The organism is Alteromonas sp. ABH4_453, assembly GCF_056160665.1.
Window position 1 is genome coordinate 283,497 of sequence record NZ_JBSWXP010000001.1, and the last position, 15,548, is coordinate 299,044.

Genomic DNA, 15,548 nt, shown 5'->3' on the forward strand with positions numbered 1-15,548 from the left:
GAGGCCAACCACGTGGCTTCCATCATTATATAAACGCACGCAAGGCACAAACATTACATTATTTGTTAAATTGAAACTGTTGATGTAATGTTTAATGTAGAGATCTAGCACCAAGATACATTTTGTGTATTCACTAAGTGGAAATGCCATGACTTTATCAAATCGATTTGTAACGCACACTGTAGAAAATCAGCCCACCATTGCCGCCCCTTACAATTTTTGGCGTGACGATGCGTTATTACGTCTACTGGTAAACCACCATTTACCATCATCACACCAGCATGACGAAGGTTTATTAGATCAATATGGCCAACTTGCGGGTGATACACTTATGGGTAACGGGGAGCTCGCTAATAAGAACAAGCCAACGCTTCATACATTCGATCGTTATGGCCGCCGCACAGATAATGTAGAGTTTCACCCGAGCTATCACGCGCTTATGAAAAGTGCGATGCAACATAATATACATAACTATTCGTGGAAGCATGAGGGGGTTGAGGGTGCGCATACCATCCGGGCAGCACTAATGTATATGCACTATCAAGCTGAATCTGGTACCTCTTGCCCACTGACTATGACACATGCAGCGATCCCAGCCATGCGATATGGGAAGTGCTTACCGCCCTACTATCTAGATAAAACCATTAATGGCGAGTACGACCCTCGCGCCTTACCGGCAAGCCAGAAACACGGGCTGACAATTGGCATGGGCATGACAGAAAAACAAGGCGGGTCGGATGTGAGGCGTAATACCACTACAGCAGTGAAACAAGCTGATGGCAGTTACCACATTGTAGGGCATAAGTTCTTTTTCTCTGCCCCCATGTGCGATGCACACCTTATTCTTGCGCAAGCCGAAGGCGGACTAAGCTGCTTTTTACTACCAAGAATGCTTGAAAACGGTGAACTTAATAACGTGCGCATTCAGCGTTTGAAAGACAAGCTAGGCGACTGGAGCAATGCATCATCTGAAGTTGAATTCCAAGAAGCCACGGCATACTTGATTGGCGAAGAAGGCCGGGGCGTGCCAGTGATCATCGATATGGTGTCGCTTACCCGACTGGATTGCATGATTGGATCATCAGCACTTATGCGCCAATCACTGGTTCACGCATTACACCACGTAAGCCATCGCGACGCCTTCGGCAAAACCTTAGTCAATCAGCCACTAATGCAAAATGTGTTGGCAGATCTCACCATTGAGTGTGCTGCTGCTACCGCGCTTACTATGCGCGTTGCAAAGGCAGTAGATAGTGCAAAGAGTGATAGCCATGAAGCAGCACTGGCAAGGCTTGCCACCGCAATTGGAAAGTACTGGATTTGTAAGCGCACACCTATGTTTGTAAACGAAGCGCAAGAGTGTTTAGGTGGCATTGGTTACGTGGAAGAAAATCCTATGCCCCGTTATTACCGTCAAGCTCCGCTTAATTCTATTTGGGAAGGCAGTGGAAACGTTCAATGTTTGGATGTACTGCGCGCACTCGCCAAAGAGCCCAACGTGAAAGAGGCCTTGTTTGCCGAGCTCAAAACTCAAGCAGGCCAAAACAAGTACTACGATATTTACCTTAGTAAGTTATTTGACGAGCTATCAAACACGCAGAATATGGAATCACGAAGCCGCTATTTAACCGAACAGATGGCGCTCGCGCTTCAAGCATGTGCGTTACTTGCTACGGCACTCGACAACAATGACGCCATTATCGATATCGCTCATACTTTTTGTGAATCTAGGCTTGGCAACGCTATTGGTTTTGCTTTAGGTACGTTGCCCGACACCACACCATTTGAGAAAATTATTGCGCTTGGGCAGGTTTCACATGCTTGAGCTACTTCGTAGAATTTTAGTTGAGATGGTGTTAACTGGAGAATTTTCGTACTTTTTGATTTTGGATGCATTAAATATGCTAGATTCAGACGTCAATTGTCGGGCGAGAACAAATCAAAATGATTGACAACTATATCATCCCAAGGGATTTCGAGTTTGGTGCATGACAAGAAAAGAAGTATACGGGAAAGAGTAGATATTTCTGTTGGGGCTCAGGCAAACCATCATCGATGATACAAGTAAAAATGATCAGTTTTCTTCACTTTAAAAAATACGTACTCGAGACTGGTTTACAGAAACGAATAACAAACGACGCGTAGGCCAAACAGACCGGATGACATTCTGCTGTAGACTCTGAGATAAGTCCCAATTGCCGACTTCTTCAACGACTCGCAAATTGATTGTAATAGCCCACTGAGATAGCAGTTAACAGCTCGCTGAGTAGCTGACGCAGGTTCTCACCATACCAAAAGTTAACAAGCCACGTTTTAAGTGGCTTGTTAACTTTAAACGACTTGGTTCGCTGTTAACTAATCTGTGCTTTCATTGCCTCGCAGGTCGCTTTCACTTCATCATATTCCATGCATTTATCCAGTTCTGCCTCCGCCTCTTCTTGCTTGCTCAAGTTCGACAGCGCGACCGCTTTCTGCACGATAAATTTGCTACTGCTACCAAAAATTTCTTCGGCTTGCTTGATGCTTTCAAGGGCTGAAGCATAATCCTGACGCTCAAAATCATGCTGAATTTTGGTTTCAAACAATGACGGTGACGCATTTTCCCATTGAGTAATCAACGCCAAGTTTTGTTCTGCTTTCGCTTTATTGCCCTGTGCCATGCGCAAGTTATACATGACTTCACGAATGTAGGGATGACCTGCGGTTTGCGCGTTGCGTGACTGTTGAACATACAAGGCAGCGGCTTCCAAATCGTTTTTAGCCAGCGCATTTGATGCGGAGAATGCAGCGTTATAGCTTGTTAACAGAGCGACAACTTGATGGTTCGTTTTTAAACCTTCCCAACTGGTTTTGTTCACCCGGCGGCGTATATCGGACAAGTACTCACGGCGGGCATAGTCTCGCACTGCCTTATCGCGCTCTTCCGGAGAATTATGAAGCTTCTGAAGTTTATCAGTGGCAAAGCCAAGGCCAGATTTCAGTCCCCCCATCAGAGCGCCATTGAGCTCATAAGCCATCGCATTTAGATTCATATCGTCAAAGGCAGCCGAAAGCGCCTCCTTCTTTTGAGCCCAGAATACTGATAATACGTTATCTTGCTTTCCCTGGAAGTCAGCTAACCGCTGCAACACATGCGCATTTGCACGGGGCGAATACCCTGCTGCAACGGCCATATCAAAGCCCAGCAAATCCGCCTCGCCTTCCTGAGTGCGCTGCCAGGCGGTACTCCACACGCTGTCAGACAATGTCTGAATTACGGCATTATAGATAGCAGCCTTAGATATATTGTCCTGTCCCTGTGCACTGCCGTTATAGGTGAGCTTCCGGGTATCGCCCACTTTGGTCATTTGGGTGTCTCTTACCACGTTTGCGGCAATGACTGCCGTCGCCAGCATTTCTACGTTTTTCTTGTCCTGCTGCACAATAGCATCACGTTCATGATGGCGCAGTAAAATATGGCTGGCCTCATGCGCAATTAGTAATGCCAGTTCGTCCTCACTTTCAACATTGTTAATGGCTCCTAATGGCACACTGATCATGCCGTAAGCATCGGCATAAGGCGCAAAGGTTTGTGAATGTACCACCTGAATTTGCACATTTACTGGCGTCCCGCTCCACTGCTCCATAATATTATCAAGAATATTATTGAGGTAAGCTTCAAGTTCCGGCGAGTCAACTACGTGAGACTGACGAATCTGATCGGCAGGAATGTCCAGACCGGAATAACTGATGAGGCGCCCCTCCCCCGTCAGCGCATCATCACGCTGCTTGTACTCATTCACATTGTCCTGCTCTATAAACCTACCGGCGAAGCCTTCATGGACAGGCCCTCCGACTAAATCCCCCATCGATTTACCAATGCCTTCGATAGTACTTTGACATCCCCCCAAAACAAACGAGACCATTACTACGGATGTTAGTGTTAATTTTCTCATGATATCAATCCTTTGAGCAGCGGCCACCAAATCCCATGGTGCCAGTTTCGTGATGATCAGCTTCTCTCGCAGTCGCTAGTTCTGAGCAGTCCAGCTCTACTATTTTGCCTTGATTCAGTTCTAAATCATAAATATCTAACCAGATCAGCGTACCAGCTCTGGTGTTGATCTGTACCAGCTCCAATTCTTCATTAAATGCCAGCACTTCTATGTCCGGTTCTGGTAATTGAGAAACGGGAATCTCTTCTACTAATTTACCAGTGCTATCCAGTATCATCACCGGATCAACCTCAAAGTTGAGAATTTTTAGTGTATTATCTGATCCTGCAAATACACCTAAAGAAAATAGAACCGACGTTGCCAAAAGTATTTTTTTTATCATCTACCTCTCCTTAGTTTTCAATAGCCGCATCAGACCAACTAGCATTAGTTTGCCCTTACGTTTAAGTTTTTTTACTACATTTATATCAAGGTGATGTCGGCGATATTGATCGACGAGAACACCTACAACTAATAGTATTATCAGGATCCAGTTAATGGGCTGCGTATGAAAAACACTCACAAATACGTATGAGGTAGCCAGAATAATGGAGATCACTGCGAGCGCGCCGTAAAGGCTACGCATCTTAATTTGTTGAGGCGTTAAAACGGTTTTGTAACGTGTGAACCAGTGAAGCTTCCCCTCACTGTAACGACTCCATAGCATAACAAGGATCAGCAGTAGGCAATCTGCCAAATCTACGACATCCAATTTACGGAATACGCTGGGAGCAGGCCGGTAATAGCTATTCTGCATGGTTATGAGGTTATCTAATGCCATTGCATGAAAATAGACACCAGCAATTTTTCCGTGAACTGGGGTCACAATTTCGTCGCGTGCGCCCTGAATCAATGCTCCTACCAGCACAATTTTTCCAGTAATGGCTTCACGAAACAGTGTCTCAGCATCGTCAGAATTTGCTGATAACTGCTGAGCCATAATGGTACGGGTATAGGGGCAAGGCTGACGCCAGTCATCGGCTAACTTCCAGAATACTTCAGAAACGAAGATGTGAAAGAAACTTGCGAAGGTTGACTCATCTCTCATGCAGCGAACCAGTGGAGTAAAGTTTTCCTGCTCAGGATGCAGTTTTGATCCCCACTGAATATACATATCTTCTCGGCTTTCCAATACACCGCGCTCACAATCATGGCGCTGGCAATACACCTCAAACAGGGCTGGAGCCGGCGTGGGCAATACGCCCAGCGCAAGGGGATAAAAGTCATCATGGCCCTGCCACTGAACATCCACCGGATGCGCCGTACTGAAGAGCACTTCGTCTGAAAATTCCGACTCGTCAGGTTTGGGGATAAACACCGGCGTGCGTCGACCAGCTCGATCTAGAACGTTTTTCAGCGTGGAGAAGCTATCGCCGCGCTCAGCCCTGTCGTGGGTATAAAGTAAATCAATAAAGATTGCATCGGGCTTGTAGCGAAGGATCTGCCGGAATAGCTGAGATTGCTGGGCATATGGCAGCGGCCACTGTGATTTAGTATCGATCAGATAAGAGTCATCAATAAGAACGACGGTCACCGCATCCTGTCCGTCCCCTCTATAAATAAGAGAGCCAATCCGATTAACAATTTCAGCTGAGGCATCATCGGTTACCGACGACATTTGCAGAGGGTCTAGCGCGTACAGCCCCAGCACAATGCTGACTCTGAAGAAAAACGATATGCTCGTCACCAGAAAGATTATAAAGATAAACTGTTTGATAACGAGCCTTCCTTTGGCTTTTAAAAGTTAAACCGCTTTAGTTCTTTTCGCAGACGTAACGCTTTGCGGAATATCATTTTTGCGTTTTCTGATGTCAAAAGTCAATAATAAAATATAGGTCAGTTTTGTTCAGGCAGAACATTGATAATGATTATATCGTAGTTCGTTTCTTTGGTTTTCCGAGCGATAAACCACAGCTATAAGGTATCCATAACGGTTAGTTTTGATTGTTAACGGAAATTGTTAAAAACCAAACCACCGTGGCAGGTTACCATGAGATTACAACCTTAATGACAGTACTAGAAATTTAAAACGAGAAGTATCATGCCGAAGACTCAAATATTCTTTTACAGTCTATAAAGTTGGATTACTCTTTGCTCCTTTTTGTCTTAAACAAACCTACTATTGCATGTATTAAACAACCTAAAACGGATTAACCGAATACCCTTTTTGCGCTAAGCGCGCATGCGCTGTCATGGCTGACAAGTCCATTTTCACTCTGTCTATCAATGCGCTTTTTTCAACGCCATGGGCTGCAGCCGACTGTCCGCATACTATTACTTCGACACCTTGCTGCATCAGTGCAGAAAGTAACGTTTCGTTACCATTAGGCTGGCCTTTGCGATGTTTGAAGAAATCACTCGTCAGCATTTCTTCTGTGGCAGAACCGTGAACCACAAGCGCAAGGGAAAGATTTTCCTGTTTCATACCATTAGCTACATGCATATTGATAAAACGCGCGAGCGACTCAAACTTGCGGTTAACCTCGCCTGGTTTTGCCGCTTTAGCTACGTCAAATGCAACCTTGAATGTCTGATTTTCAGTAAAACTAACGCCATCCACTGGCGCATGTTTTCCAAAAGAGCTAAACACTGGGCCATATTCAAATTCTGATTTAGCTGAAGCCTGCCCCGTCACAAACAATGCTACTGCCAAAGCAAGTGACGCGCTGCCGATTCCTTTTGTCATGATCATTTCCTTTTCCTCAACTATTTCTCGTGATTTAACGCGAAGGTAGCGCTGTTTTGTATACTTCAAACGTCATGTCGCTGACATCGCTGCCCGCATCTTGAATTTTGCTGTTCGTATAGTAAAGCTCATCATTATGTATACTAAAGGTATCAGCCCAGTTCACCACATCGCCTTTTACAAGTGTGCGAAGGTCGAGGCTTGGCGTAAGGTACTGCACCTCTTGCTTTTCTAAGTCAGCTAAATAGACGTTGCCCTCATGATAAGTCATGCCATCAGGAGCGCCTGTTGTAGCGACTTTGCGCACTTTATTAGCTAGTACCTCGTTCGATGCTTTCTTTATATCAGAGGTATTAATGGCATACAGTGAATAACCCGACAAAGCATGGAAATATAGTGTGTCGTTCAACGTATCTAACGCGATGCCGTCTGATTGAACAGTCATGCTGAAGGGCTTACCTTGAATACTTAAGGACTCTACCTCGGCTTTTGTGGTTTCATGATTATCTAAAATGCGATAGCTGGTATTGTCATCGAGGTTATACACCACTAAGCCCGCATGAGCCGAATCCGTCATGTATATGCGATTTGTGTGCTCGTCTACGCGTAAATCGTTAATGTAAGAATCAGAGTGATAAGCATCTTCACTGAGGATCAAGGTTCCTTCGATTTCATTTGAAGCTAAATCCACGACAAACAAACGAGGCGCATCCACTACCCCGTTGAATTTAGGGTTGCGGGTGTCCAACACATACAGTTTATCTTTGTGGGCAACCACTGACTGCACGGCCAAAAAGCAATCCTTTCTTACCTCGCTTTGCGCTACGCACTCGTTTGTTTCATTATTAGGAAATGCAACAAACTCTCCGTTACCGGTAACCTGAGCCACAGAAAACCCTACGCCGTCTCGCCAATTGGGCGCGTTTACAAATACTCGCCCATCATTACTTACCGTCACGCCAGTAATTTGTGTACCTTTAATGTCGCCGACCAATTCAACTTGAGAATCATGTGCTTCGTGTGCCGCTGCATTAATAGAAAAAACTGCCGCTATCGCAGTAGCTGTTAACGTGCGCTTAATATGCATATCCTTTACCTTCAAATCTTTTTTAAGACATAGCCGCTCGCCTACCGTAAACTTCTATGCGTACGCTTTAGCATGCGTATCAGAAAGTAGGTAAGCAACATTACATAACAAAGCATACGGTTTAAATACCGTGGCAGAGCACAATTCGACGACGAGTGACGACAATTCAGCGAATTATGCTCAGTGAGCAAAAGGCTGTGGCCTTTTGTTACCACATTTAGTGTTAATTCAGATCTAAAACAGGGTATTGTGTCGTTAAAGTTAGCAATCGTTAAACATTTCTGCTGACAGAGCATCCTTTTAACAGCAGTAATTTAGAGGGAAATTATTATGGGAAGTAGTACTTCAACAGAATGTCACAAAGGGTTTAGACAACAGAAGTATGGTATAAAGTCAGTCTTGTTGTCGTTTTTAAGTTTAGCGTTAGTTGTTGGGTGCGCTAGCAAACCTCAAGTAAGCGTAGATGACACGCAAAACTTTGCTGACATTAAAACCTTTTACATTCAATCGCCGTTGAATCCTATTAATGAAACCCTCGCCAACCATCTGTCTTCAACCATGACCGAGCAGTTAATTGCGAAGGGTTTAACACCGTCGGCAGAAGACAATGCTGATGTTTCTGTGGGGTATTTGCCATCTACCACAGCAAAAGAAGACGGTACTACTTTAAACCTTGGGTTGGGTACGGGTAGCTTCGGTCGCTCGGGCGGTATATCGTTGGGCAGTATATTTAGCATTCCCGTTGGTGAGCAGACGTCTCTACAGCAGGGACTCCAGATTGATATGGTAAGGAATGGCAAATTTATCTATAGCGCTTCAGGTAGTGTTGAACTTGAATCGAAAGACAGTATTAGTATTCAAAAGAAACTCGATGAACTTGTAATAAAATTGCTAGAACAGTACCCATCAAGTGCTATTCAAAACTAGCTAAACACATTTCACGCAAGCCAACATTTACAAACGCAGCTTGCCAATGGCCGTTAGCAAAAAAGCGCCATGGAGGCGCCTTTTACTGATTAAACGTGGTATAAATTAGCTACGCTGACGCTGCTTTTTTCCGCGTTTCTTTTTCATGTTATCGAACTTTTCAAGCTGTTCATCGGTCAGGATTTCCGCTACTTTCATGCGAAGTTCTGCACGTTTAAGAAAGCGAGCTTTGGCTTTTTCAGCCTTTTGTTCTGCAATAGCTTCCACTTTCGCTTGATAATCAGTGTCGTCAGGGTTTAACCCCGCTAACGCATTAACTTTACGGCGCTTACCACCCTCGGTCATTTCTGCTCTTTTAGCCTGATGCTCAGCCTTAAGCTCTTCTTTTAACGCTCGAAACTGCACTTTTTGCTCTTCAGTTAGGTCTAGTACTCTTTCCATTTTATGCAAAGGCAAGAAGTCTCCACCTCTACGCTCATCAGAATTCTTACCGCCTGCATAAGCAGTGGTTGCGATACATGCACTTAATAAAACACCGGTAATTAATTTTTTCATCTTAATCTTCCTACTTGTTTTGTCATGGTTATGCATGACGTTTAAAAATAATGTTGTTTCATCAACGGGATTTAGTATGCGTGAATCAATCGATAAGTAGGGTTAAGCTAGTGTAAAGTTGGGTAAAGTTAAAAAACACCGCAGTAAATAGGGGTAAAATTCAGGTATGAAAAATGAAAAAATCAATGTGTTGCTCGTCGATGATGACAAAGACCTATGCGCCCTACTCCAAGAGTTTTTAGAAGGGGACGGCTTCAGTGTAGATGCCATTTACAGCGGTGATGAAGCAATAAAAACATTACTCAACAGTGAGCAGTACGACACTGTTGTGCTAGACATCATGATGCCTAGCATATCAGGGCTTGATGTACTGAAATCGGTAAGAGCCGAAAAACAAACCCCAATCCTTATGCTAACAGGTCGTGGCGATGACATAGACCGAATTGTGGGACTTGAGCTAGGTGCTGATGATTACCTACCTAAGCCTTGTAACCCAAGAGAGCTTGGTGCCCGTATTCGCGCCATCATTCGAAGAACACAATACCTGAAGTCCACACCCTCCGCTTCGCCAAGTGAATTGCATGGAATACACCTAGATCTAGGTGCACGGCAAGCAACCGTTAATGGCAAAGCTCTTGCGCTAACGGGCGCTGAATTCAATGCACTTAGCTATCTTATGGAGCGTGTTGGGCAAACTATATCGAAGCAAGAAATGACGCAGGAAGTATTAAAACGTCCATTAGAAGCTTATGACAGAGCGATGGATGTACATATAAGCCGAATTCGTCAAAAGCTGTCAGCAGCCGGTATTTCCAACGTCATTCAATCTGTTCGCGGCGTGGGCTATCAAATGCTAACCGCTCCTCAGCAACCGGAATAGAAGACAAGGGCAATGATTGGTAACGTTAAATGGGCAGATATAAAAACTAACTTGGGTTTCAAGCGCTTATTCTGGCGAATTTTTGTTGCTTTTTGGGTAGCTAGCCTTGTGGTAATGGCGGCTACCAGTTACGTGTTAGTTAACGAGTATACTGCAAGTAGCTACAACAAGCGTTTTCTTGATGATGCGACGAACCAGGCTGAAAGGATTGTATGGCGATACGAACACGAAGCGTTCAAAAACGGTAGAGCTAAAAGTGAGATTAGAGAATGGGCTAAAAGACGAAATGGGCGAGAAAACCAGCTAATCCCCATGCTTATTTCAACGCCTGATGATGAAGTCGTTTATCACTATCGACTGAACAAAGTGCCTGAAGAGCACAGGATCACACGTGAAATATACGGGCCGTCAAACAACCGCTATGTCGCTCAATTTAGGCAACCGCAAACGCCTCGAATTTACAAACAAGTGCTTAATCGCTTTCAGTCTATACAATTTGTTTTCATATTTTTAGCCTCAGCTCTGGTGAGTGCTTTGCTTAGTTGGAGCATCGTTAAACCCATAAAATATTTAGGGGCTTTTAGCCGAAAATACGCCAACGACCAAACTGCGACACCAGTGCCCTCTCAACTTCTAACTCGTGGCGACGAGTTAAGCGACCTCGCAGCTGATATTAACTTTATGGTTAGCAAAACCGCTGATGCGATAGGTGCCCAACAAAGGTTATTACATGATGTATCTCATGAGTTGCGCGCCCCTCTTGCTCGGCTTCAGGCATCTGCAGCAATTATCGAACAGCATCAACCTAAAAACAAACACGTATTACAAATACACAATGACTGCCAACGAATGGACCAGCTCATTCAGCAAATTTTAAACTTTTCGACTTTGGAACAGACGCCCCAGAAAGCTGAGCCCTGTGACATTATTGCGTTATGTAACCGTGTATTGGATGATATGGCAGTAAACTACCCGGGTATTCCTACCACATTAACGTTCAACCAATCACGTATAGACGACGCCATAATTTTAGGCTTCCCTGAAGCTTTGCATCAAGCGCTAGACAATATAGTGGGTAACGCTTGCAAATACTCGGATAAAGGCCAGCCCGTTGCTATAGACGTTGTTTCTAGTACTAATAGTGTTGTCATTGTTGTTAAGGATAATGGTATTGGCGTAGACAACGCTGAGATTGAAAAGTTAATGCAGCCTTTTTACCGAGCCGGAAATCAGATGCACACTGAAGGCTTTGGTCTAGGCTTAACCATTGCGCTAAAAGCAGTAGAAAAGCACGCAGGAAAACTTGTAATGCAAAGCCCAGAAAAAGGTGGTCTTAGCGTTGAAATTACGTTGCCTAAAAGCGCGCCGACACATTTGTAAAAATGTTTTGCAGACGCATACTGCTCGCATTAAGAAAGAAAAGTATTCTTGTATACTCTAAACATCGCCTTTATATAAAACATTACTAAAACAACATAGCTTGTGTTGTTGCCGAAAATAGAGGAAGTCGATGCGAATTAGCGTTATGCTTGGCGGTATGAAGAAGTGTAGATTGATATAATGGCAGCGCAGCAGCCTCTCTCCGTTCAGCAAAACCTTACCATTAGGTTATTGCGTGTATTAAGGTATAACAAGGCCCGTATTGAACGAGCGCTTACGCTCATGCCTGAAAAGCACAAGCCACTTTTTCACGTGCTCCCTTTCCTTGTACACGTTAATCACGAAGCACTTCCAGGTTATATTGGCCCACTTTCTTCGGGTGAGACTGTTCCATTTGGCATCAATAACTATTCTTTTAGGCCTGATATAGAAAAGGCGCTTTTACGGTGTTTTCCCGCTGAGAGTCACTTTTTTGCGGATATTAAACAAATCTGGCCAAGGCAACGAGCCATAGAGTCACTGGTTCTCATGGGCAGTGTGGGTACTATTGCACAAACCGCTGACTCGGATTTTGATTACTGGGTGTGCATCAATGGCAAACGATTTTCAGAGGTAGAACTTTCCTTACTTCAACAGAAGCTAACCGCCATTGAAAAATGGGCGGACAATACCTTTGGAATTGAAGTACATTTTTTTCTTTCTGAAATAGATAAAGTAAAGCAAAACGACTTTGGTGTTGCCGAGGGTGAAAGCGCCGGCTCAGCACAAGCATTGTTTTTAAAAGCCGAGTTTTATAACACCAATATCGTTGTAGCGGGCAAAGCCCCTTTTTGGTGGCTTACGCCAGAAAGAACCAATGAGAATCAGTACCAAGCTATTTATAACAGCCTGGAAAAAGGCGGCTCACCTGATCTTGATTGGTTTATGGACTTAGGTCATCTTGAAAAGCTCGATGCCAGTGAATTGTTTGGCGCAGCCATTTGGCAATTGGGGAAAGCCATGGACTCCCCCTTTAAGTCTGTTTTAAAAATGGCAAAACTTGAAGTGTACTTGGCCAATATTTCTCACGGTCAGCCTCTGTGTAACTTGCTAAAAAAGCATGTTCATCGCGGTGCTGAAGCGCCGGGCCATGTATCAGATATCGACCCTTACGCATTGATGTTCGACGAACTTATCACCCACTACAAAGTTAACGGTCAGCCTGAAGACATAGAAGTCCTTCAGCAATGTTTGTACTTAAAATGTGCTTGCCCATTAAGTCAATCCCTTTTCGAAGGAGAAAAGCCAAACTTTAAGCGTAGAATTTTAGCCTCTTACGCCAGGCAATGGGGGTGGAGCAGAAAGCAAATCCTTCATTTGGACAACCAACAAGATTGGACGTTTAGCGAACGCGTACAACTTAGTCGTCGGGTTCACAGTTTCCTCTTAAAATGCTACCGACGCATTTCTAAAGAACTTGGCCACTACCAACAAGTGATGGATGAGAAAGACATGACGGTTTTAGGTAGGCGCTTAAGTACATATTACGCTAAAAAAGAAGCTAAAATTGAGTTTCTACGTCGTGCATTCGACGAGAGTCTGTACTGCGAGAAAATTACTACTTCCATGCGCCAGCTAAAAAACGGCACCGAGGTATGGTCGGCCTATGCAGGTGACTTATTAAGTAAATCAGGTATCATTGATGAAGCTCAGAAAATATCCCAAGCTTCTAGCGCGATTGCGTTAATGGTATGGTTGGTTTCAAGTAAGATAATTGATACCAACAGCGCAGTTTATCTAGATTACAACTATGGTGAAGTAAGCGAGTTAGACCTTAACGACCTTCTCAAACACTTGTGCAAGTACTTTCCACCGGTTAAAGTCTCGTCGCTACCTCGTAACGATTTACTTGCGCCGGAGCGCATAACCGCATGTTTTGCGATCGTGAATTTTCCTACCTTACGCCAAAAAGCCACAGTTGAAGATGTCGCTATTATCTACAAAACATCTTGGGGCGAAACATTTTTAAAATTCGGTAACGAAGTACTGGATACCTTGTGGTACGAATTACAAGAGGTCATCCCCCAGCCAGCGTGCTATGTCATGGTACCAAGGGGGAATCAACAACCTCGCATTTTGGGCGAGTTCTTGGAATCAACCGACCTTAACTTCAATGTCCTTTATTAAAAGGCTCGGCACTGCTCTTTTTCTTTCAAATGAGCAAGCGTGAACCAAGCGTTTATTTTCACACTTTTAATTTGCGCTTTTGGGCGACGTTAATCGCGCAAAACATTAAACCATTCCCTTCCTCATTTAAGATATAAAGAAGCTTTTTGGATTTAAAATACACAAAAAATGCTTGCACTATAGAATTACAAGTGTAATCTAAACTCATCGACTACAACTGTAATCAATGAAGGTAGGTTTCGTTCCTATGAGCAAAATGTCTGACAAACCCGAAATTTCTAACGCCGAGTTTGAAGTGCTAGATGTACTGTGGGACGGCCACCCAGCCACGTCGAATGAAGTCATTTCACGGCTTAATGACAAGAAAGACTGGCATGAAAAAACCGTAAAAACATTATTAGGCCGCTTGGTAAGAAAAGAAGTCTTAGGATTTGAAAAACAGCAACGCCAGTACCTTTATTACCCGCTGATTGCGCGAGAAGACTATACAAAAAAAGAAGCATCGAGTTTCGTCAGTCGTTTGTTTAAAGGAAAAATCACGCCTATGGTCGCAGGCTTTGCTAATCAGAACTCGCTGACAAAACAAGACATAAACGAGCTCAAAGCGCTTATCAAAGAATGGGAAGAAAACAATGATTGATTGGATTGTTGCTCAGCAAGGTATCTTGTCGCTAGCGCTTGTTTTGTTGATGGTGTGCGAGCATTTTTTTACTAATAAAATAGGGGTATCGCTTACTTATAAGTTATGGGCATTGGTACCAGGCTCCTTGATAGTGAATAATCTTCCCATGTCGCTGGTTAGTATTCCATCAAATAGCTTTACTCGCTATGTGGTTGGGGTTAACCCAACGCTAAACCCTACTGAGTTTCAAACCTGGTTTACCGTCTGGGCTATGGGTGCAAGCGCCATTACTGCTTTTGTCTTAGCACATCACCTTAAAATATGGGCATCGATAGGAACGCGCCGCGCTATCCACACCAATGCCTACTATTCCAGTAAAGCTGCCACCCCTATGCTGTTTGGCTTTGTCTCGCCCAAGGTGCTTATCCCCTTCTCGTTCAAAAGCGCGTTCTCGATTCAGCAGCAAGCGCTGGTATTAGAACATGAGAATATGCACCGCAAACATTACGACCACCTTTGGAATGCATTAGCGCTAATTGTAGCTATCGTATTTTGGTTTAACCCATTGATTTGGCTAGCGCTGAAATCCTTCAGAATCAATCAGGAATTGGCTTGTGATCACGCTGTACTGAAAGACAAGACAGACAACGAAAAACTTACCTATGCAAAAGCACTCGTGCAGTGTGCCGAGCATTGTTCAAACGCCCTGCACAGTTCACTAGGGCTTTACCCAACCTTTGGAGAAAAAAGGACTATGATCAAACGTTTAAATGCAATAAAGCAACCTGCAAGTGCTAATAAATTACTGGCGACTGGCGTACTAACTGTTGCCGCTCTGCTCACTATCAACACCGCTTTAGCAAACGCGCCTGCTGCACCAAAAAAGGCTGTAGCTAAGATTAACGAGGCATCACCTGTTAAACGCGTCCCGCCAAGCTATCCAGAAAAAGCAGCGCAAGCAAATATAGAAGGTTTTGTTGTGCTTTCCTTCGATATAACAGAAACCGGCGCTACAGATAATGTAAAAGTAGTAAAATCGGTACCTGCTGGCGTGTTTGATAAAAGCGCACAAGTAGCCCTAAAACAATGGGAATATAAACCTCGTATTCAGGGCGGAAAAGGAATCAGGCAAACAGATCTACTTGTGCAACTAGACTATCAGCTTAGTTCTTCTCTTGACACGGTGAGCGTTGAGAAGAACGCATCCCAAGATGTAGAACGCATAGTTATTCCGCCAAAACAAAGTAAATAAACTATAAAATAAGTCAGAA

Annotated in this window: 13 protein-coding genes; 7 read left to right on the forward strand and 6 right to left on the reverse strand. The window is 44.0% G+C overall.

What is annotated here, in order from left to right:
- Positions 1 to 148: 148 nt before the first annotated feature.
- The gene (locus ACXAGV_RS01255; protein WP_474871159.1) at positions 149 to 1,825 is read left to right on the forward strand and encodes an acyl-CoA dehydrogenase family protein; all 1,677 of its coding nucleotides are present in this window, start codon (positions 149 to 151) and stop codon (positions 1,823 to 1,825) included.
- A gap of 526 nt (positions 1,826 to 2,351) precedes the next feature.
- Here ACXAGV_RS01255 and ACXAGV_RS01260 read toward each other — a convergent pair.
- The 5 genes from ACXAGV_RS01260 to ACXAGV_RS01280 all read right to left on the reverse strand — a co-directional run bounded on the left by ACXAGV_RS01260 (position 2,352) and on the right by ACXAGV_RS01280 (position 7,747).
- A complete protein-coding gene (locus ACXAGV_RS01260) occupies positions 2,352 to 3,935 on the reverse strand; it encodes a M48 family metallopeptidase (protein WP_474871161.1) in 1,584 nt (527 codons plus the stop codon).
- 4 nt (positions 3,936 to 3,939) lie between these two features.
- Complete coding sequence (locus ACXAGV_RS01265) at positions 3,940 to 4,317, reverse strand: hypothetical protein (protein ID WP_474871163.1); 378 nt, start codon at positions 4,315 to 4,317, stop codon at positions 3,940 to 3,942.
- Positions 4,318 to 5,592 carry a CHASE2 domain-containing protein gene (locus ACXAGV_RS01270; protein WP_474871165.1) on the reverse strand — a complete coding sequence of 425 codons (1,275 nt, stop codon included), beginning with the start codon at positions 5,590 to 5,592 and terminating at the stop codon, positions 4,318 to 4,320.
- A gap of 522 nt (positions 5,593 to 6,114) precedes the next feature.
- Positions 6,115 to 6,660, reverse strand: coding sequence for a DsrE family protein (locus tag ACXAGV_RS01275; RefSeq protein ID WP_474871167.1), 546 nt, complete (start codon positions 6,658 to 6,660; stop codon positions 6,115 to 6,117).
- Between the two features lie 34 nt (positions 6,661 to 6,694).
- Positions 6,695 to 7,747: an L-dopachrome tautomerase-related protein gene (locus tag ACXAGV_RS01280; RefSeq protein ID WP_474871169.1), complete on the reverse strand. Its 1,053-nt coding sequence runs from the start codon at positions 7,745 to 7,747 to the stop codon at positions 6,695 to 6,697.
- Between the two features lie 330 nt (positions 7,748 to 8,077).
- Here ACXAGV_RS01280 and ACXAGV_RS01285 point away from each other — a divergent pair, with 330 nt between their 5' ends.
- Positions 8,078 to 8,674 carry a DUF4136 domain-containing protein gene (locus ACXAGV_RS01285; protein ID WP_474871171.1) on the forward strand — a complete coding sequence of 199 codons (597 nt, stop codon included), beginning with the start codon at positions 8,078 to 8,080 and terminating at the stop codon, positions 8,672 to 8,674.
- Positions 8,675 to 8,779: 105 nt separating this feature from the next.
- Here the strand turns inward: ACXAGV_RS01285 and ACXAGV_RS01290 are convergent, their stop codons facing one another.
- Entirely contained in the window at positions 8,780 to 9,229 is a 450-nt protein-coding gene (locus tag ACXAGV_RS01290; RefSeq protein WP_474871173.1) for a Spy/CpxP family protein refolding chaperone, read from the reverse strand.
- A gap of 166 nt (positions 9,230 to 9,395) precedes the next feature.
- Between ACXAGV_RS01290 and ACXAGV_RS01295 the strand changes: the two genes are divergently transcribed.
- The 5 genes from ACXAGV_RS01295 to ACXAGV_RS01315 all read left to right on the forward strand — a co-directional run bounded on the left by ACXAGV_RS01295 (position 9,396) and on the right by ACXAGV_RS01315 (position 15,529).
- Positions 9,396 to 10,109, forward strand: coding sequence for a response regulator (locus ACXAGV_RS01295; protein WP_474871175.1), 714 nt, complete (start codon positions 9,396 to 9,398; stop codon positions 10,107 to 10,109).
- Between the two features lie 12 nt (positions 10,110 to 10,121).
- The gene (locus ACXAGV_RS01300) at positions 10,122 to 11,489 is read left to right on the forward strand and encodes a sensor histidine kinase (protein WP_474871177.1); all 1,368 of its coding nucleotides are present in this window, start codon (positions 10,122 to 10,124) and stop codon (positions 11,487 to 11,489) included.
- Between the two features lie 180 nt (positions 11,490 to 11,669).
- On the forward strand, positions 11,670 to 13,655 hold the full coding sequence (locus ACXAGV_RS01305) for a class I adenylate cyclase (protein ID WP_474871179.1): 1,986 nt from the start codon (positions 11,670 to 11,672) through the stop codon (positions 13,653 to 13,655).
- Between the two features lie 247 nt (positions 13,656 to 13,902).
- On the forward strand, positions 13,903 to 14,295 hold the full coding sequence (locus ACXAGV_RS01310) for a BlaI/MecI/CopY family transcriptional regulator (RefSeq protein ID WP_474871181.1): 393 nt from the start codon (positions 13,903 to 13,905) through the stop codon (positions 14,293 to 14,295).
- Entirely contained in the window at positions 14,288 to 15,529 is a 1,242-nt protein-coding gene (locus tag ACXAGV_RS01315; protein WP_474871183.1) for a M56 family metallopeptidase, read from the forward strand. Before ACXAGV_RS01310 ends, ACXAGV_RS01315 begins: the two co-directional genes overlap by 8 nt.
- The last annotated feature ends 19 nt before the right edge of the window (positions 15,530 to 15,548 follow it).

Bases quoted from the DNA above. Each gene is read 5' to 3' on its own strand.
- ACXAGV_RS01255 (WP_474871159.1), top strand. From the start codon at position 149: ATGACTTTATCAAATCGATTTGTAACGCACACTGTAGAAAATCAGCCC.
- ACXAGV_RS01260 (WP_474871161.1), bottom strand. From the start codon at position 3,935: ATGAGAAAATTAACACTAACATCCGTAGTAATGGTCTCGTTTGTTTTG.
- ACXAGV_RS01265 (WP_474871163.1), bottom strand. From the start codon at position 4,317: ATGATAAAAAAAATACTTTTGGCAACGTCGGTTCTATTTTCTTTAGGT.
- ACXAGV_RS01270 (WP_474871165.1), bottom strand. From the start codon at position 5,592: ATGTCGTCGGTAACCGATGATGCCTCAGCTGAAATTGTTAATCGGATT.
- ACXAGV_RS01275 (WP_474871167.1), bottom strand. From the start codon at position 6,660: ATGACAAAAGGAATCGGCAGCGCGTCACTTGCTTTGGCAGTAGCATTG.
- ACXAGV_RS01280 (WP_474871169.1), bottom strand. From the start codon at position 7,747: ATGCATATTAAGCGCACGTTAACAGCTACTGCGATAGCGGCAGTTTTT.
- ACXAGV_RS01285 (WP_474871171.1), top strand. From the start codon at position 8,078: ATGGGAAGTAGTACTTCAACAGAATGTCACAAAGGGTTTAGACAACAG.
- ACXAGV_RS01290 (WP_474871173.1), bottom strand. From the start codon at position 9,229: ATGAAAAAATTAATTACCGGTGTTTTATTAAGTGCATGTATCGCAACC.
- ACXAGV_RS01295 (WP_474871175.1), top strand. From the start codon at position 9,396: ATGAAAAATGAAAAAATCAATGTGTTGCTCGTCGATGATGACAAAGAC.
- ACXAGV_RS01300 (WP_474871177.1), top strand. From the start codon at position 10,122: ATGATTGGTAACGTTAAATGGGCAGATATAAAAACTAACTTGGGTTTC.
- ACXAGV_RS01305 (WP_474871179.1), top strand. From the start codon at position 11,670: ATGGCAGCGCAGCAGCCTCTCTCCGTTCAGCAAAACCTTACCATTAGG.
- ACXAGV_RS01310 (WP_474871181.1), top strand. From the start codon at position 13,903: ATGAGCAAAATGTCTGACAAACCCGAAATTTCTAACGCCGAGTTTGAA.
- ACXAGV_RS01315 (WP_474871183.1), top strand. From the start codon at position 14,288: ATGATTGATTGGATTGTTGCTCAGCAAGGTATCTTGTCGCTAGCGCTT.